This is a genomic window from Nitratireductor lacus, from assembly GCF_056431025.1.
In genome coordinates this window covers 1-16,602 of sequence record NZ_JBWKMB010000039.1, presented here as the reverse complement: position 1 = coordinate 16,602, position 16,602 = coordinate 1, and the positions used below count along the sequence as shown (strand labels likewise).

The following is a 16,602-nucleotide window of genomic DNA, read 5'->3' as shown; positions in this document are numbered from 1 at the left end:
CTCGAGCGCTGTCTGTTCGGGGGCCGGTGTCTTCAACATGACCCAGTGAATCAAAAACCCCCGGCAAATGCCAGGGGTTTGTCAGCAGTCTGAGGGCAGGGGATCCTGCCCTTTTGCTTTTGAAGGTTCAGAAGCCCAGGAGAATGGCCGCCGCGATCGACATCGCCACGGCGAGCGCGGTGAGGCCGACGAACACCCGCGCCCTGTCCAGGAACATGGCATATCCCGCGCCCCAGGCCGAGGTGCCTGCTCCGAGCGCAAAAAAGAACGCATCCCGCTCTCCGAAAGCCAGCGCCGCAGCCATCAGGCCTCCGATCACAATGGCGCCGAACGTTACGATGGTGGCAGCGGCATAGGCGTCGTAGCGGTCGTTCATTCTTCGTCCCTTCAAAGTGCACTGTCAGGCGTCACGCACGCCCACCCGCATGCTTACCACTAGCAGGTCATTTCGACGAAAGAAACGCTTCTGCCCTGTGGAGCGCTGCAATGGGCTGCCGCGGTCGGTTCAATCAGACTGAACGCTGAATTAATTTTCACTCACTGTTGCGATTTGAAATAACGCGCGTTATGTCAGTAGCCATGTCTGGTATTTTCACATGACGTGTGAGGCGAAATGAAGTCTCACAATGCACCTCAAGCATGCAGGCCTATGTGAAATATTTTGCAGGTGTTCGGCCTGTATTTCATTTTCCATAAAATAATCAACCAAGAGGAATCATGAAACCCAAGCTACGGGTCGAGAATGTTTACAAGATATTTGGAGACTATCCAGAAAAAGCGCTCGAAGGTCTGAAGCAGGACAAGTCCAAGATCGAGATTTTCGAGGAAACCGGGCAGACGGTCGGTGTGCAGGACGTCAGTTTTGATGTCCGCGAAGGCGAGATTTTCGTGGTCATGGGCCTCTCGGGCTCCGGCAAATCGACACTCGTCAGAACATTGAACGGCCTGATCCCGCCCACTTATGGCAAGATCCTGATCGACGAAGACGACGTGGCGAGCTGCTCGGCCGAACGCCTGCGCAGGGTGCGGCGTGAGAAGATCACCATGGTGTTCCAGCATTTCGCGCTGTTTCCGCACAAGACGGTCGCCGAAAACGCCGCCTACGGTCTGAAAATCAAGGGAGAAGGGGCCGCGTCGCGGCGCCAGAAGGCGCTGGCCGCGCTCGAGCAGGTCGGTCTTGCAGCCTACGCGGACAGCTATCCGGATGAACTGTCGGGCGGCATGCAGCAGCGCGTCGGGCTTGCGCGCGGGCTCGCCACCAATCCCGAGATTCTACTGATGGACGAGCCGTTCGGTGCGCTCGATCCGCTGATCCGCCGCGAAATGCAGGAAGAGCTCCTTCACCTGCAGAAAAAGCTCAAGAAGACCATCATCTTCATCACCCACGATCTCAATGAGGCGCTGCTTCTTGGTGACAAGATCGCCATCATGAAGGACGGACGCTTCGTTCAGGTCGGCACCGCGCAGGAGATCGTCGACAATCCCGCCGATGACTATGTTGCCGCCTTTGTTGGCGATATCGATCGGGGGCGTGTGTTCGACGCTGCCCATGTCGCCGAGCGTCCGATTACCGTGGAACTCGGGGAGAAGGGGGCTGCGGAAAAGGCGCTCGACCTGATGGAAAAGCACAACCGCAATGCGCTCTATGTGGTCGAAGAGGACCGGATCGCCGGTCTCGTGACCTATCAGGAACTGGCGGTTGCCGCCCGCGAAGAAGGCCGCACCGACCTTTCGGAAGTGCTGGTCACGGAGGTCCCGACCGTTTCGCGCGAGACGCCGCTCAATGAGCTTTATGGCGCAGCGAGTGCCGGCTACCCCATTGCCGTGGCCGACAAGCGTGGCCGTCTTGCCGGGGTGATCGAGCCGCAGGCGGTGTTTTCCCAGCTCTCGGGCGAGGAAAACGACGATACGGCAGCATCTGTGGATGAAGCCGAAGCCAGCTCCGCACAGAAAGGAGAACGCCAATGATCAGCCCCGCCGATCTCGTTCAGATTCCGCTCGACGACTGGGTGAACAGTTTCGTCCGCGACTTTCTGGTGCCGAATTTCCGGCCGTTCTTCCGCGCCATGCAGACGCCGGTGACGGCCGTTCTGGGCTGGCTCGACGCATTCTTCCACTGGCTGCCCATGCTGGTTTTCACGGCGGGCCTCACGCTCATCGCCTGGCGCACCGCTGGACGCGGCGTCGCCATCTTCACGCTTGTTGCGCTCGCCTTTATCGACATGATCGGCCTGTGGCCGGAAACCATGACCACCCTGTCGATGATCATCACCTCGGTGCTCTTCTGCGCCATTATCGGCATTCCGCTCGGCATCTGGAGTGCACGCAGCGATCGTGTGCTGTTCGTCGTGCGGCCGATTCTCGACATCATGCAGACGATCCCGTCCTTCGTTTATCTGGTGCCGATCGTGATGCTGTTCGGCGTCGGCATGGTGCCGGGCATCATCGCCACGATCATTTTTGCCCTGCCGCCGATCATCCGTCTCACCAATCTGGGCATCCGCAATGTCCGGGGTGATCTGATCGAAGCGGCGGAAGCCTTCGGCTCCACGCGCTGGCAGATGCTGTGGGAAGTTCAGTTTCCGCTGGCCCTGCGCACCATCATGGCCGGTCTGAACCAGACCCTGATGCTGGCCCTGTCCATGGTGGTCATCGCTGCACTCATCGGTGCCGGCGGGCTTGGCCTCACGGTTTATACGGGCCTTGGGCGCCTGAATGTTGGCGCAGCCACCGCCGGCGGCATCGGCATCGTCCTTCTGGCGATCATTCTCGATCGCATCACACAATCGCTCGGCGAGAAAAAAGCCGTGCAGTCGCCTTCGCTCTGGCAGACGCTGCGCTCGATGTTTGCGCTCGGCAAGCCGGGTGACGAAGAAAAAGCGGGCAAGGCCGCATAGGGCACCGTCCGTCTCGCGGGACGCGACTGCGCGTTCCGCTTTCACGGCGGCGGCCAGGGTCAGGACCCGGGCGCTGCCACAGTTCATGAACACGAATTTATGGAGACTGCTTATTATGACTGGTCTTAAGAAAACCATTCCCGCAATCGCAGCGCTCGCGTTGCTCGGCTCCGTCGCAATGCCGGCGATGGCGCAGGACGGCCCCGGTGCCGGCAAGACCATCAAGATGGCACAGGCCACCTGGGATACGGGCTGGTTCCACGCCGAAATCTACAAGCAGATGTTTGAAGAGCTTGGCTACACGGTCGAAGGCCCGACCACGCTCGACAACCCGCCCTTCTACCAGGCGGTCGGCTATGGCGATGTTGACCTCTGGGTGAACGGCTGGTTCCCGATCCACGATACCTATCGCCCGGCTTTCGAGGCATCTGCCGAGATCATCGGTGCTGTCGCGGCCGGCGGCGCGCTGCAGGGCTACCTCGTCGACAAGGCGTCGGCTGAGAAGTTCGAGATCAAGACGCTTGACGATTTCAAGCGCGACGAGGTCAAGGAAGCCTTTGACCGCGACGGCGACGGCAAGGCCGATCTCGTTGCCTGCCCGCCCGGCTGGGGCTGTGAAGTGGCGATTGAGGATCACCTGACCGAGTATGGCCTCAAGGATCACATCAACGAGATCAAGGCGAGCTATTCGGCTTCGATGGCGGACGCTGTTGCTGCCTATGAGAGCGGTGAGCCGATCCTCTTCTACACCTGGACGCCCAACTGGACCGTCAACGAGCTGAAGATCGGTGATGACGTGGTCTGGATCCAGGTCCCCGAAGAGGCAACGGATGAGAACGCTGCTGCCGGCATCGACGGCTGTGTTGCCGATCCGTGCGTCATGGGCTTCGAGGCCAATGACATCGTGCCCGTCGCCAACTCCGGGTTCCTTGAGGAAAACCCGGCCGTCGCAACGCTGCTCAAATCGGCATCGATCCCGCTCGAGGACATCTTTGCCCAGAATGCGGCAATGAATGACGGCGCCGACAAGCCCGAAGACATCAAGAAGCAGGCTTCGGAATGGATTTCCGGAAACCGCGATGTGGTCGATGGCTGGCTGGATGCAGCCCGCAAGGCGGCTGAATAACCCGTTGCATACGCGGCCTCATTTCCCCCGGGCCTTCTGAAACAACCGAACCGCGCGCTCTGACCGGCGCGCGGTTTTTTTACGTTCGCAGTTCCAAAGCGCGGGTCGGCGTCCTCACTGAAGCCGGGGTGGGGACGTGTAGATCGGTACATTCAGATTGGGCGTGTTCGGTGTGATCAGGCGCGGAATGTCCCGCTGGCCGCGCATCCATTCCTGATGCTGGTCCTCCTGCATGTCGCGGCTGCGTTCCAGGTCACGCTGCATGCGTGCCTGCCGCGCACGCTCTGCCTCGCGCGCTAAAGTTTCATCTGCGGAGGCCGGCGCGGCAGCCAGCGCCGCCGCAAGGGCGGCTGCGACCATCAGGACGGTCATGTGTCTGACAGGCAGTCTCATGACATTCATTTAATGTGCGCCGGCGTGTTTCGACAGGTTGTCTCAGAAAATTTCTAGTTCAGGAGGAGGATTGCGCCATTGAGCACACCGGCGAAAAGCACCCAGGCCGCATAGGGCAGGAACATGAGCGCCGAAAAGCGGTCCACGCGCCAGCTTGCGATGATGAAGGCGATGACCGTAGCCGCCAGCAGCAGAATGATCACAAGCGCAGGGCCGATCATGTGCAGCGAAAAGAAGACTGGCGACCAGGCGAAGTTGAGTGCGAGTTGCAGCCACCACAGGCGCATCGCCACCTCCCGGCGCCCTCTGAGCCAGACACGTGCACCCGCCACGGCGATCAGCACATAAAGCACCGACCAGGTGGGTGCGAAAACCCAGTCTGGCGGGTTGAATGCAGGCTTGTTCAACCCCGCATACCAGATGCCGGGAGCCGTCACATATCCTATGACGAGGCCGCCACCGACAACGAGAATAAGGAAAAACGGGAGAACGCGCAGAAGGGGCATGGGAACGTCCAGAAGTGTTGGAGCAGGGCGAGATCGGGGGAACCTGTCTGGCTTCAGGGCATTAACGTTTCAGGATCGTTTGCGTTCCATCCAGACGGGCCGCGCCGCTGACAGGTCAGGTGCATAATCAAAATCTCAAGCGGAAAGCACGCCGCCCCGGTTGCCGTGTCGCACACGCATCTGTATTGCCGGAAGAAGGCCGCGCCTTAATGCAGAGCTTTAGATCCCAGCCAGGGAGGTCCATTTGAGCGAACCGGAAGGACTGAACGAAAACGCTGACGCCGAAGGCGCGGAAGCCATGGGCATCTATGACGCAGACGGTGTGGTTGCAGCGCCGTTCCTCGCTCATATCGGCGCAGCCATAGCCGACCGCGATACAATCACGCTCCGCCAGGAAGTCGGCGCGCTTCACCAGTCCGAGGTCGGTGACCTGCTCGAAGCGCTTTTGCCCGACCAGCGCCTCGCGCTCGTCGTGCTGATGGGGGATGATTTCGACTACACCGCGCTGACCGAGGTGGACGAGGCGATCCGTCTCGAAATCCTCGAAAACCTGCCCAATCAGCAGGTCGCACGCGCCGTCGAACAGCTCGATTCGGACGATGCCGTCTACATTCTGGAGGACCTCGACCAGGAGGACCAGGACGAGATTCTGGCCGAGCTTCCCTTCACCGAGCGCGTGCGCCTGCGCCGTTCGCTCGGCTACCCGGAAGAGACGGCCGGTCGGCGCATGCAGACCGAGTTCGTCGCGGTCCCGCCGTTCTGGACCGTCGGCCAGACCATCGACTATATGCGCGAAGAGCAGAACCTGCCCGAAAGTTTCTCGCAGATTTTCGTCATAGACCCCACCTTCCGCCTCGTGGGCGCCGTCGATCTCGACCGCATCCTGCGCACCAAGCGCGGGGTGAAGATTGAGGATGTGATGCGCGAGACGCGCCACGCCATCCCGGCCACGATGGACCAGGAGGAAGCCGCGCAGATCTTTGAAAAATACGACCTTCTGTCGGCCGCCGTTGTTGACGAAAACGAACGCCTCGTCGGCGTGCTCACCATTGACGATGTGGTCGACGTCATCCAGCAGGAAGCGGAGGAAGACCTTCTGCGCCTTGGCGGCGTCGGTGACGAGGAACTCTCCGACCGTGTCTGGACGGCGGCACGCTCGCGCGTCCCCTGGCTCATGGTCAATCTGATCACCGCATTCCTCGCCGCTTCCGTCATCGGCCTGTTCGACGATACGATTGAAAAGGTTGTGGCGCTCGCAATCCTGATGCCCATCGTTGCCGGCATGGGCGGCAATGCCGGATCGCAGACCATGACGGTCACGGTGCGCGCGCTCGCCACCCGCGATATCGACATCTACAATGCCGGTCGCATCATTCGCCGTGAAATGGGCGTCGGCCTCCTGAACGGCGTCGTGTTCGCCACGCTGATCGGCGTGGTCGCGGCCACATGGTTTCAGGACTACAATCTCGGCGGCATCATCGCTGCGGCAATGATCATCAACATGTTCGTCGCGGCGCTTGGCGGCATTCTCATCCCGCTCCTGCTCGACCGGGTCGGCGCCGACCCGGCAGTGGCGTCAGCCGTGTTCGTGACTGCCGTTACCGACGTGGTCGGCTTCCTCGCCTTCCTCGGCCTCGCCACTTGGTGGTTTGGGATCTAGTTCAAGCGGGAAGGGGTGTTGCCGACCGCCGCGCCCGGTAGAGAATGAAGAAGGCAATGGCCATATTGCCGAGGTTCCAGGCAATCCCGTTGAGAAAAGCTGCCTGATAGGAGCCTGTCAGGTCGTAGATCCAGCCCGACATCCAGCCGCCGAGCGCCATGCCGATAATGGTCGCCATGATGACCACACCCATGCGCTGACCGGCCTCGCGCGCCGGCAGGTACTCGCGCACGATGATCGCGTAGCTGGGGACGATGCCGCCCTGCGACAGACCGAAGATGAACGACACCATGTAGAGCGAGGCGAGCCCGTTGAAGGGTATGTAAAGGAACAGCGAGAGACATTGCAGCACCGAACCGATCAGCAGCGTCGGCACGCCGCCGATGCGGTCGGCGAGCAGACCCGAAACCAGCCGGCTCGCAATGCCCGCGCCCAGCATCAGCGACAGCATCTCCGCGCCGCGTGCGATGTCGAAGCCCAGGTCGATGCAGTAGGCGACGATGTGCACCTGCGGCATCGACATGGCGACGCAGCAGCCCAGCCCGGCGAGCACCAGAAGCCCCTGCAGCGTGCGCGGCGAAAGGTCGATCGGCTTTCGTCCGCCCGGGCGTCGCAAATGGGCGGCTGTGATATCGTCGGCCTGGTTCACATCGGGCCTTGCCCGCATCAGCAGGGCCAGCGGCACGATGCTGACGATGCAGAAAATGCCGATGCCGAGAAACGTCACGCGCCAGCTCGTGTGTTCCAGCGCAAACTTGATGACGGTCGGCCAGAGGACACCGGAAAGATAATTGCCGCAGGCAACCGCCGCCACGGCGATTCCCCGGCGCTTCTCGAACCAGTGGGAAATGTCCGCCAGAAGCGGGCCGAAACAGGCCGAGCCGCCGAGTCCGATCAGCCCCTGAAGGATGACGAACTGCCAGAGCGCGGTCGTGAAGCTCGAGGCGATGAAGCCAGCGCCAAGGGCTGCACCCGCGATTGCCACGGGCAGCGCCACGCCGATCCGGTCTGCAAACCGCCCGATAAGCACATTGCCAAGCGCAAAGCCGATCATGGAGCTCGTATAGGGAAGGGAGGCCGCCGCACGGTCGACGCCGAACTCAGCCTGAATGGGCGGAAGCACGACGACGAAGGCCCACAGCCCCACCGTGCCGAATGTGCCCAGAAGCAGCGCGATCGTCATGCGGAACCAGGCATAGGAACCGTCGATCACGGTTTCGCTGGCGCTATGGGCAGGGCGAAGTTGCAAGCCGGTCGGTCCTTGTTCGAAAGCGTTTTGCCCGCGCGGCCGAACCTGCGCGAACTGGTCTGCTTTCATAGCCGAGAGGGACAGAACACCGTAGGGCCACGCCCGCTCCGGCGCCTGTCCATGGGAACGGGGTGCTGTCAGCCCGAATGCCTTGCATGGAGGCGGTTCGGCTGTCCGTCGTACGGGCGGACCTTTATGCAGCGGTCCCGTCCGCGATAGTCCGTTTAAAGCTTTCTCCGGTTGCGCGCCCACCCACCGGCAGATGTCCCCCGCAATGTCTGCGTACATGCTGCTCGGGAAATTGACTTTTACGTAAGAACCGTGCGACTTTGCTCCCCCTCGTTGAACAAATGCTCTCGATTGAAGGCTGGGCGGGGTGGGCGTCGGCAGGCTGCGGGCTTGCTGCATGATCCAGTAAAAGAATAACGCGGCACTCACCATTGGGGCACCGTCCAGGATGGGCGACAGGGGAGCCGTCATCAAAGGGCAGAGCGCGATGCGCGATTACTACTCCATCACCGAGCTGACGCGTGAGTTCGGCATTTCCACCCGGACATTGCGCTTCTATGAGGATGAAGGGTTGATCAAGCCGGTTCGACGTGGGCGGACCCGTCTCTACCGTCCGTCCGACCGCCATCTCGTCCGGCAGATACTGCGTGGACGCAGCATCGGTTTTTCCATTGCCGAGATTCGCGAGATCATAGAGGTCTACAAGGCCCCGCCCGGCGAGATCGGACAGCTCAAGCTCATGCTTTCGCGGATTTCCGAAAAGCAGCAGGATTTGCGCCAGAAGCGCCGCGATCTTGAAGATACGCTTGAAGAGCTTTCGCGTGCAGAAGAAGCCTGCGTGGAACGTCTGGCGGAACTGGGCGTGACCACCTGATACCGGTTGAGGGGTTCAGAACCAGCGGCGCACGCGTTTCTGATAGTCTCGATATTTCTTGCCGAAACGCAGTGCGAGATGCCGCTCTTCCGGTTCGATCGCCAGTTTCTGCGTCAGGAAACAGGCGATGACGAGAAGCACGAGGAACCATGGATTGCCCAAGACCAGGGCAATCCCTGCCAGGAGCATCGAGTTTCCCAGATAGATCGGGTTTCGGCTGATGGCGAAAGGGCCGGTGGTCACCAGGACATCCGCGCCACGCGTGGGCAGAATTGCCGTCCCCGCCCTGTGGAGCGTGCGCATGGCCTGCACGTCGAGGATCACGAACCCGACAATGAGCAGGCAGCCTATGGCGAAAAGGATGTCGGAAAGCGGCGGGCCGAACCAGGCCAGCGGATAGAAGATGCCGAGTGTTGCCGCGATGGCGATCGCCGCCAGATAGATGACGGGCGGCCAGGGAAAGCGTGCCGGTTGCCGTTCATGGTCGCTCATTCGAAAGGTCCCGCTGCGCAGAATCGCTCCCCGTTTCTGCACGCATAGTGCATTCGGTGGCGATTTCGCTCAAGCGGCTTTGCGTTTTGTTTCCAGGCGCCCCTGACATCATGCCCTCCAGGCGGTTTTCGGCCTTGAGCGTGTTGGTGAAGCAGGTGCAATAGGTGGCGCAAAAACCTGCATCGCGCGTGTCCGCGCACTGGCGCGCGCATGCCGCTGTAAAGCGGAGCTCGACAGGTTCCATTGCCGGCGGCCAGAGCTGTGCGAGAATCCACACACAGCCGATCAAAACCGGCTGGTGCAGGAGGTAGAAGGCGAGGCTATGGCGGCCGGCGAAGCTGAAGGGTAGGTGCCAGCGCGCCGGCTTCATCAGTGCCAGCACGTGAAAAATCCCCGTATCTCTGGCGATGCGGGCAGCCCCCATGCCGGCGAGGACGGCACCGAACCAGGGAACCAGCGGCACGTAGTCGTTTGACGGCGGGCGGAACGTGGAGAGCCCGACCCACCAAAGGGCCGGTGCGTCGAAAAACGGCGCGCTGAGAAAGTGCGGTGCGGCCACCAACCCGGCTGCGAGCACCAGCAGAAGCCAGGCAGGAAAACGCAGGAATGCGAGGCCGAGCAGGCTCGCAACGGCGATATGATGAAGGATGCCGAAAAAAATGAAGCCCTGAGGGAACGCAAACCAGGTGGCCACCGAAATCGCCGCTGCCGCCGCGGCGATCATGGTCAGACGTTTGAGGAAAGCTCTCCGGCGAATCTGGTTCTCATGGGCGAGATAAAGGCTGACGCCGACCAGGAACAGAAATGACGTTGCAATGCTGCGCGCAAACAGGCGCCACCCCCCGGTGACGGTGGTTCCGGCATCCATATAGCCGAAGAATTCGAGGTCCCATCCGAAGTGATAGACCGCCATGGCGACAAGTGCGGCGCCACGGGCAATGTCGATGGCTTCGATGCGTGATTTGCCTGCCGCTCGATGCCGCATCGCTTGTTCGCCCCGGGTATAATCATTGTTTTATGTTGTGATTATATTAGTCGGCGTTAAAAGTGGCCGAAAGACGGAGAGGTATTCAATGCAGACGGTTGAGGCGAACGGCGCATCCATCCCGGTTCTGGGAATGGGGACCTGGACTTTGAAGGGACAGGCCTGCACCGAGCTCGTTTCACAGGCACTGAAGGTCGGTTACCGCCACATTGATACCGCTGCTGCTTACGATAATGAGGAAGCCGTCGGCGAAGGTATTCGTGCCTCCGGAGTGAAGCGGGAAGAGGTGTTTCTGACCACCAAGGTCTGGTGGACGGACATCGGCGCTGGCGATCTCGAGCGCTCGGCGGAAGACAGCCTGGCACGACTGGGTTTCGAGCATGTCGATCTTCTCCTGATCCACTGGCCGAACCCGAATGTCGATCTGGCCGAGAGCATGCAGGCTCTCAACCGTGTCCGCGCAGGCGGGCTTGCGCGCCATATCGGCGTGTCGAATTTTCCGACAGCCCTTCTGGCAGAGGCCGTGCGTTTTTCCGACGCTCCGCTCGTGGCCAATCAGGTCGAGTATCACCCGTTTTTGAATCAGGATCGGGTACATGAAGCGTGCCGCAGTGCCGGGATGGCGATGGTGTCCTATTGCCCGCTGGCGCGCGGCGGTGATCTCTTCTCGCAACCGGCAGTCGCAGGCCCGGCCGCACGTTACGGCAAGACCCCGGCACAGATCGTCTTGCGCTGGCATACGCAGCAGGATGGCGTGGTCGCCATTCCGCGCACCAGCAATCCGGGTCGTCTGGTCGAGAATGCAGACATATTCGATTTCTCTCTCGACGCTGGGGAAATGGGGGCCATCTCGGCCCTGAGGCAGAGAGGAAGCCGAATCTGCGATTACGACTTCTCACCCGTCTGGGACCGGGGCTGAATGCCTTCGGGAGAATGCAGGTTAACCCTGCGTTAGCTGATGTAAAATAGGGTACCCAAGGTTGTCATGGGCTCCGCGGCTGCGCGGTGTCGGGCACCCATGCCTTTGGGGGAAGGTGGATAGCGCATGTTGCAGGTCTCAGGCGCCCCGGAAAAGGGGCCCACCGACATTGCCGGTATGATTGCAGGCTCCATGCGCCGCATGGGGGTGATCGGTCTGCCGCGCAATTACGAAATCTTCTACGAGGTCTTCACCGGTACGAACCGCGATCTCGTCCGTGATTTTGAAGCACTGAACGGTCGCCCGACCCAGGAAGCCCTGGACAAGCTGTCGCTAAAATACTTCACACAGAACAGTCGGCAGACCGTTGTCGAGAATGCGCAGGAGCAGATCGCGTCGCGCGCCCAGGAAATTCTGTCGCTGCTTGGTCGTGAACGCAGTTCCCTGGAGAAGTTCGGTGTCATCCTCGACCAGACCTCCAGTGGGCTCAAGGGGCGCAGCGAGATCTCGCACGACATCATGCGCAAGATCGTGGGCATCATGGCTGCCGCAACCGAGACTACGATCGCGCAGGGACGCCAGATAACGCAGGCCATGGAGGAAAAATCCACTGAGCTTGAAGAGATGCGTTCCCAGCTCAAGCGCTACAAGCGGCTTGCCGACACCGACCCCCTGACCCGGATCTGGAACCGGCGGGCGTTCGACAGGCGCATGGCCGGCATTTTCGACGAACAGCGCTCGGTCATGTTCCATGCGCTGATTCTGGCAGACATAGATGGTTTCAAGGCCATCAATGATCAATATGGTCACCCGGTCGGCGACAAGATACTTCAGGGCGTGGCCCAGATACTCAAAACCCAGTGCACGGATGACTGCTTCGTCGCGCGCACCGGCGGCGAGGAGTTCGCCATAATCGTTGAAGGCTTATCGGAGGAGGCGACCGTAAAGCTTGCCGAAACGGTGCGCCTGGCTGTCGAAAAGGCAGAGTTCATTATTGGTTCGGGCGCCCGCAAATGCGGGCCCATTCGTATTTCGCTCGGGGTTTGCATGGCAAGCGATGCCGCCAATGCGGACGAACTCTACGCCAAGACGGATCAGGCCCTTTATGCTTCCAAGGTCGATGGCCGCAACCGCGTGACCCTGTTCTCGAGCATTCCGAAGGGCAAGTTCATGAAGAACTGGCTGCTCTACAGAAACGATTGATGGCATCGCCTCTGTAGCGGGATGCATTTTCCTCAACTTTGCCTATAGTTTGGCGAAAGCTGCGCCGAATTTTGCCCGATTTGTGATACACGGGGGCTTGAGGGGCGATTTGCGCGCGATCCAGGTCGCAGGTATTTTTAAAAGTGAGGATACGGACAATGTTGAAGAAATCCATCGCGGTTGCGCTCGTGGCAGGGTTCTCTGCTGGCTGCGTGACCAGCACGGATCCCTATACCGGTCAGCAGAAAATCTCCAACACGGCCGGCGGGGCTGCGCTCGGTGCGCTGGCTGGTGCAGGCGTTGGACTTCTTGCCGGTGGCGATGACCGCCGCAACGCGCTGATCGGCGCGGGCATCGGCGCACTGGCCGGCGGTGCGGTCGGCTCCTATATGGACCAGCAGGAAGCGCAGCTGCGCGGTCAGTTGCAGGGTACGGGCGTGAGCGTCACCCGCCAGGGCGACTACATCATCCTTAACATGCCCTCCAACATCACCTTTGCCACCGATTCGGCCAACATTCAGCCGGCCTTCTATTCGACGCTCAATTCGGTTGCGCTGGTTCTGCAGAAATACAATCGCACGCTGGTCGACGTGTTCGGTCACACTGATTCGACGGGCGATGCAAATTACAATCTGGAGCTCTCCCAGCGCCGCGCCGGGGCCGTTGCCAATTACCTTATTGGTCAGGGCGCGAGCAGCCAGCGTTTTGCGATTATCGGCCAGGGCGAGGCTCAGCCGATCGCCTCCAACGCGACGCCGGAAGGCCGCGCACAGAACCGCCGCGTGGAAATCCGCCTGTCGCCGCTGACCGGCGCCTGATAACGCAGGCCTGACACGAGACAGGAAAAGCCGCCAGCGCCCGCCGGCGGCTTTTTCGTATTTGGCGTTCTTTATTCGGCGGCCAGCGCCGTGGCGATCCGGGCCGCAAGCCGCGCGTTGTTTTTCACCAGTGCGATGTTGGTGACGAGGCTTGCTCCGTCCGTCAGTTCCAGAATGCGGGCGAGCAGAAACGGCGTCACATCCTTGCCCGATATGCCTTTCTCGTCCGCGTCCCGCTGAGCGGTTGCGATATGCCCGGCCATCACATCGGCGGCAATCTCCTCTTCGGCTGGCACCGGATTGGCAATCAGCATGCCGCCATCGATGCCGAGCGCCGTACGCGTCGCCTGGAAGCGCGCGATCGCCTCGGCCGTGTCCAGGCGCAGCGGTGCGGGGTAGGGCGAATTGCGCGACCAGAACGCCGGCATCGTGTCGGTCCCGTAGGCAATCACGGGAACGCCGCGTGTCTCCAGAACTTCCAGCGTCTTCTCCGTGTCGAGGATCGCCTTGGGGCCGGCAGAGACGACGATCACCTGCGTGCGTGCCAGTTCGTCCAGATCGGCGGAGATGTCGAAACTCGTCTCCGCCCCCTTGTGAACACCGCCAATGCCGCCGGTCGCGAACACGGCTATGCCGGCCATGCGCGCGGCGATCATGGTCGCGGCGACCGTCGTGCCGCCGCTCTTGCCCTCGGCGACGGCGAAGGCGAGATCGGCGCGCGACAGTTTCATCGGGTCCTTCGCCTGGGCCAGCTTTTCGCGCTCCTGGTCCGACAGGCCGATCTTCAGCCGCCCGTCGATAACGGCGATGGTGGCGGGCACGGCGCCTTCTTCGCGGATCAGTGCTTCCACGTCTCCGGCCATCTCGTTGTTGCGCGGCCAGGGCATGCCATGGGTGATGATGGTGCTTTCCAGCGCCACCACCGGCCTGCCTTTGGCAAGGGCTTCGGCGATGGGCGCGTGGACGTCGATAATGTTGTTGGAACGCACGGGAAAAACTCCTTTAGGGTCCTGATCCTAAGAAACAGAACGCGGCGCGGGCACCCGCGCAAGCGCCGCGTTGAATGCGCTGTCGTCGAATTCGGGCGCTGCCGCGGCGGAGGCAATGGCAAGCCCGGAGGCGGCCACGCCCTCGCGCGCGGCCTCGTGAAGGGGCAGGCCGCGCATCAGCGCGGCGACGGTTGCCCCGGTCAGTGCATCGCCGGCGCCGGTGACATCCACGACCGTTTCCGCCCTTGGGGGCTCGATTTGCCAGTGATTTTCACCGTCAAAGGCGGTCACGGCTCTGCTGCCGTCGGTGATGACGGCGGCGCGCAGGCCAAGATCGCGAAGCGAATCCACCGCCTGCCGGACCGGGGCACCGGTTTCAAGCCCGGCGAGGCCGCGCGCCTCGCGTGCATTCAGAAAGAGCGCAGCCAGATCGGCGAAGTGCGGTACGAGCCGCCCGGCCTTTGCCGGCGAAACGGCGATGGCGTAAAGCGGTGCTGCGCCGCGGGTGGCGGCTAGCTGGGCCACGGCCTCTGCCGGCATGTTGGCGTCGCAGAGTATGGCGGACGCGCGGCTCGCTGCCTCCCGCGTCTTCGAGCGGCGCATCTGTCTGGCGAAAGCCATGTCATAGAGCGCCATGTCCGCCAGGCCCGTGATAAGCTCGCCGTCATGATCGAGGATCGCTGTGTAACTCGGCGTCGCGCGGTCGAGAAATGTCGCCGAGAGATCCTCGAACCCGGCTTCTTCAATGGCTCTTGCCACGGTGTCGCCCGCCGCATCCCCGCCACGCAGGGAAAGGAGCGACACGGCCACGCCGCGCCGGCCCGCCATGCGCGCGGCATTGAATATGCCTCCGCCGACATCTTCGCGCATGCGTCCCGGGTTGGAGGTGGCGGGAATATGCGGTGCGTCGAGACGTCCGCGACGGTCCATATGAGCGCCGCCGACGGCAAGCAGACGGGGCGGGTTGACCAGGTTCATCGGGCCACTTTCCGAATCGCCCGATGCGGGAATGTCCGTCCGTTCTCCCGCCGGGCATCAGGCGTGCGCATGGGATCAATGATTGTGATCTCATGTGTACAAAAATAGAACAAATTACATTTATCAAGGTTTTTCAATGCTCTAATGCCTATTGCAAAAATAGAACAAAAAGGGTACAGATGGCTATCGCGGATTTGGCGGAACCGCCTCCATTGACCTCGAAGGGGTGTTGTATCATGGCTCAGAATTCATTGCGGCTTGTAGAGGATAATTCGGTGGACAAAACCAAGGCTCTGGATGCGGCGCTATCGCAGATCGAACGTGCCTTCGGCAAGGGATCGATCATGCGGCTCGGCGCCAATGATCAGGTGGTCGAGATCGAGACCATCTCCACTGGGTCGCTGGGCCTCGATATTGCCCTTGGCGTCGGCGGACTGCCGCGTGGCCGCATTGTCGAGATTTACGGTCCGGAAAGCTCCGGTAAGACGACGCTGGCGCTGCACACGGTCGCCGAAGCGCAGAAGAAGGGCGGCATTTGCGGCTTCATCGATGCCGAGCATGCGCTCGATCCGGTCTACGCTCGCAAGCTGGGCGTCGATCTGGAGAACCTTCTGATCTCGCAGCCCGACACGGGCGAGCAGGCGCTTGAGATATGCGACACGCTCGTGCGCTCCGGTGCGCTTGACGTGATCGTGGTCGATTCGGTTGCGGCCCTGACGCCGCGCGCCGAAATCGAAGGAGAGATGGGCGATTCCCTGCCGGGCATGCAGGCCCGCCTGATGAGCCAGGCGCTGCGCAAGCTGACTGCCTCCATCTCCCGGTCGAAGACCATGGTGATCTTCATCAACCAGATTCGCATGAAGATCGGTGTCATGTTCGGCTCGCCGGAGACGACCACGGGCGGCAATGCGCTCAAATTCTACTCTTCGGTCCGTCTTGATATTCGCCGCATTGGTTCCGTCAAGGATCGTGATGAGGTGGTCGGAAATCAGACCCGTATCAAGGTGGTGAAGAACAAGATGGCCCCGCCCTTCAAGCAGGTCGAGTTCGACATCATGTATGGCGAGGGCGTCTCCAAGACGGGCGAGCTGATCGATCTCGGCGTGAAGGCCGGTATTGTCGAAAAGTCAGGCGCCTGGTTCTCCTACAATTCGCAGCGCCTGGGGCAGGGACGTGAGAACGCCAAGCAGTTCCTGCATGACAATCCCGAGGCAGCGCAGGAGATCGAACTGGCCCTGCGCCAGAATGCAGGCCTGATTGCCGAAAAATTCCTCGATGATACCGGACCGGGTGACCAGGACGGCGGGGACGCTGAGGAATAGAATCCCGGTCTCGCTGGTCCGGACAACGTTGCGGGGCCAGCGCGCTTCAACCCGATGAAATCAGAACACCGCCACCTGCTGGCGGTCAGACTGCTGACAAACCCCTGGCATTTGCCGGGGGTTTTTGATTCACTGGGTCATGTTGAAGACACCGGCCCCCGAACAGACAGCGCTCGAGATGG

At 61.3% G+C, this 16,602-nt stretch carries 17 protein-coding genes; 9 read left to right on the top strand and 8 right to left on the bottom strand.

Going from position 1 to position 16,602, the window contains the following annotated elements; all coding sequences use genetic code 11:
• Positions 1-127: 127 nt before the first annotated feature.
• On the bottom strand, positions 128-376 hold the full coding sequence (locus AC07E3_RS21020; RefSeq protein WP_065817648.1) for a hypothetical protein: 249 nt from the start codon (positions 374-376) through the stop codon (positions 128-130).
• A 341-nt stretch (positions 377-717) separates the two neighbouring features.
• Between AC07E3_RS21020 and AC07E3_RS21015 the strand changes: the two genes are divergently transcribed.
• The 3 genes from AC07E3_RS21015 to proX all read left to right on the top strand — a co-directional run bounded on the left by AC07E3_RS21015 (position 718) and on the right by proX (position 4,023).
• Complete coding sequence (locus tag AC07E3_RS21015) at positions 718-1,968, top strand: quaternary amine ABC transporter ATP-binding protein (protein ID WP_478364635.1); 1,251 nt, start codon at positions 718-720, stop codon at positions 1,966-1,968.
• Positions 1,965-2,897: an ABC transporter permease gene (locus AC07E3_RS21010; protein WP_065817647.1), complete on the top strand. Its 933-nt coding sequence runs from the start codon at positions 1,965-1,967 to the stop codon at positions 2,895-2,897. The genes AC07E3_RS21015 and AC07E3_RS21010 overlap by 4 nt, the downstream gene beginning before the upstream one ends.
• Before the next feature lie 115 nt (positions 2,898-3,012).
• Positions 3,013-4,023, top strand: coding sequence for a glycine betaine/L-proline ABC transporter substrate-binding protein ProX (gene proX / locus AC07E3_RS21005; RefSeq protein ID WP_478364633.1), 1,011 nt, complete (start codon positions 3,013-3,015; stop codon positions 4,021-4,023).
• Between the two features lie 114 nt (positions 4,024-4,137).
• Here proX and AC07E3_RS21000 read toward each other — a convergent pair whose 3' ends face one another.
• Both AC07E3_RS21000 and AC07E3_RS20995 read right to left on the bottom strand, forming a co-directional pair.
• Entirely contained in the window at positions 4,138-4,416 is a 279-nt protein-coding gene (locus AC07E3_RS21000; protein WP_336065229.1) for a hypothetical protein, read from the bottom strand.
• Positions 4,417-4,469: 53 nt separating this feature from the next.
• Positions 4,470-4,922, bottom strand: a complete 453-nt coding sequence (locus AC07E3_RS20995) for a TspO/MBR family protein (protein WP_478364631.1) — start codon at positions 4,920-4,922, stop codon at positions 4,470-4,472.
• A 298-nt stretch (positions 4,923-5,220) separates the two neighbouring features.
• On the opposite strand from AC07E3_RS20995, the gene mgtE reads away from it, so the two are divergent.
• Positions 5,221-6,582, top strand: a complete 1,362-nt coding sequence (mgtE, locus tag AC07E3_RS20990) for a magnesium transporter (RefSeq protein ID WP_051556252.1) — start codon at positions 5,221-5,223, stop codon at positions 6,580-6,582.
• 1 nt (position 6,583) lies between these two features.
• On the opposite strand, the gene AC07E3_RS20985 is transcribed toward mgtE, so the two are convergent.
• Positions 6,584-7,765: an MFS transporter gene (locus AC07E3_RS20985; RefSeq protein WP_336067539.1), complete on the bottom strand. Its 1,182-nt coding sequence runs from the start codon at positions 7,763-7,765 to the stop codon at positions 6,584-6,586.
• A 562-nt stretch (positions 7,766-8,327) separates the two neighbouring features.
• Between AC07E3_RS20985 and AC07E3_RS20980 the strand changes: the two genes are divergently transcribed.
• On the top strand, positions 8,328-8,714 hold the full coding sequence (locus tag AC07E3_RS20980; RefSeq protein WP_007009810.1) for a MerR family transcriptional regulator: 387 nt from the start codon (positions 8,328-8,330) through the stop codon (positions 8,712-8,714).
• A gap of 15 nt (positions 8,715-8,729) precedes the next feature.
• Here AC07E3_RS20980 and AC07E3_RS20975 read toward each other — a convergent pair whose 3' ends face one another.
• Both AC07E3_RS20975 and AC07E3_RS20970 read right to left on the bottom strand, forming a co-directional pair.
• A complete protein-coding gene (locus tag AC07E3_RS20975) occupies positions 8,730-9,206 on the bottom strand; it encodes a methyltransferase family protein (protein ID WP_336065223.1) in 477 nt (158 codons plus the stop codon).
• A complete protein-coding gene (locus AC07E3_RS20970) occupies positions 9,193-10,191 on the bottom strand; it encodes an acetyltransferase domain-containing protein (protein WP_478364629.1) in 999 nt (332 codons plus the stop codon). Before AC07E3_RS20970 ends, AC07E3_RS20975 begins: the two co-directional genes overlap by 14 nt.
• Positions 10,192-10,279: 88 nt before the next feature.
• On the opposite strand from AC07E3_RS20970, the gene AC07E3_RS20965 reads away from it, so the two are divergent.
• The 3 genes from AC07E3_RS20965 (at position 10,280) to AC07E3_RS20955 (ending at position 13,131) form a co-directional block, all read left to right on the top strand.
• Complete coding sequence (locus AC07E3_RS20965) at positions 10,280-11,110, top strand: aldo/keto reductase (protein ID WP_478364627.1); 831 nt, start codon at positions 10,280-10,282, stop codon at positions 11,108-11,110.
• A 126-nt stretch (positions 11,111-11,236) separates the two neighbouring features.
• Positions 11,237-12,313, top strand: a complete 1,077-nt coding sequence (locus tag AC07E3_RS20960) for a GGDEF domain-containing protein (protein WP_083213080.1) — start codon at positions 11,237-11,239, stop codon at positions 12,311-12,313.
• A gap of 158 nt (positions 12,314-12,471) precedes the next feature.
• Positions 12,472-13,131: a YiaD family glycine zipper/OmpA-like lipoprotein gene (locus AC07E3_RS20955; protein WP_007009806.1), complete on the top strand. Its 660-nt coding sequence runs from the start codon at positions 12,472-12,474 to the stop codon at positions 13,129-13,131.
• 71 nt (positions 13,132-13,202) lie between these two features.
• On the opposite strand, the gene AC07E3_RS20950 is transcribed toward AC07E3_RS20955, so the two are convergent.
• The gene (locus AC07E3_RS20950) at positions 13,203-14,120 is read right to left on the bottom strand and encodes a pseudouridine-5'-phosphate glycosidase (protein ID WP_478364625.1); all 918 of its coding nucleotides are present in this window, start codon (positions 14,118-14,120) and stop codon (positions 13,203-13,205) included.
• Between the two features lie 27 nt (positions 14,121-14,147).
• Positions 14,148-15,098 carry a carbohydrate kinase family protein gene (locus tag AC07E3_RS20945; RefSeq protein WP_478364623.1) on the bottom strand — a complete coding sequence of 317 codons (951 nt, stop codon included), beginning with the start codon at positions 15,096-15,098 and terminating at the stop codon, positions 14,148-14,150.
• A gap of 236 nt (positions 15,099-15,334) precedes the next feature.
• Between AC07E3_RS20945 and recA the strand changes: the two genes are divergently transcribed.
• Positions 15,335-16,420 (top strand): recombinase RecA, encoded by a 1,086-nt coding sequence (gene recA, locus AC07E3_RS20940; protein ID WP_336065210.1) that lies wholly within the window; start codon positions 15,335-15,337, stop codon positions 16,418-16,420.
• Positions 16,421-16,602 lie beyond the last annotated feature (182 nt).

What these genes read in the sequence shown, in the direction of transcription:
- AC07E3_RS20955 (WP_007009806.1), top strand. Translation starts at nt 12,472, where the DNA reads ATGTTGAAGAAATCCATCGCGGTTGCGCTCGTGGCAGGGTTCTCTGCT.
- AC07E3_RS21010 (WP_065817647.1), top strand. Translation starts at nt 1,965, where the DNA reads ATGATCAGCCCCGCCGATCTCGTTCAGATTCCGCTCGACGACTGGGTG.
- AC07E3_RS20980 (WP_007009810.1), top strand. Translation starts at nt 8,328, where the DNA reads ATGCGCGATTACTACTCCATCACCGAGCTGACGCGTGAGTTCGGCATT.
- recA (WP_336065210.1), top strand. Translation starts at nt 15,335, where the DNA reads ATGGCTCAGAATTCATTGCGGCTTGTAGAGGATAATTCGGTGGACAAA.
- AC07E3_RS20995 (WP_478364631.1), bottom strand. Translation starts at nt 4,922, where the DNA reads ATGCCCCTTCTGCGCGTTCTCCCGTTTTTCCTTATTCTCGTTGTCGGT.
- AC07E3_RS20970 (WP_478364629.1), bottom strand. Translation starts at nt 10,191, where the DNA reads ATGCGGCATCGAGCGGCAGGCAAATCACGCATCGAAGCCATCGACATT.
- mgtE (WP_051556252.1), top strand. Translation starts at nt 5,221, where the DNA reads ATGGGCATCTATGACGCAGACGGTGTGGTTGCAGCGCCGTTCCTCGCT.
- AC07E3_RS20960 (WP_083213080.1), top strand. Translation starts at nt 11,237, where the DNA reads ATGTTGCAGGTCTCAGGCGCCCCGGAAAAGGGGCCCACCGACATTGCC.
- AC07E3_RS20975 (WP_336065223.1), bottom strand. Translation starts at nt 9,206, where the DNA reads ATGAGCGACCATGAACGGCAACCGGCACGCTTTCCCTGGCCGCCCGTC.
- AC07E3_RS21020 (WP_065817648.1), bottom strand. Translation starts at nt 376, where the DNA reads ATGAACGACCGCTACGACGCCTATGCCGCTGCCACCATCGTAACGTTC.
- proX (WP_478364633.1), top strand. Translation starts at nt 3,013, where the DNA reads ATGACTGGTCTTAAGAAAACCATTCCCGCAATCGCAGCGCTCGCGTTG.
- AC07E3_RS21000 (WP_336065229.1), bottom strand. Translation starts at nt 4,416, where the DNA reads ATGAGACTGCCTGTCAGACACATGACCGTCCTGATGGTCGCAGCCGCC.
- AC07E3_RS20965 (WP_478364627.1), top strand. Translation starts at nt 10,280, where the DNA reads ATGCAGACGGTTGAGGCGAACGGCGCATCCATCCCGGTTCTGGGAATG.
- AC07E3_RS20945 (WP_478364623.1), bottom strand. Translation starts at nt 15,098, where the DNA reads ATGAACCTGGTCAACCCGCCCCGTCTGCTTGCCGTCGGCGGCGCTCAT.
- AC07E3_RS21015 (WP_478364635.1), top strand. Translation starts at nt 718, where the DNA reads ATGAAACCCAAGCTACGGGTCGAGAATGTTTACAAGATATTTGGAGAC.
- AC07E3_RS20985 (WP_336067539.1), bottom strand. Translation starts at nt 7,765, where the DNA reads ATGACGATCGCGCTGCTTCTGGGCACATTCGGCACGGTGGGGCTGTGG.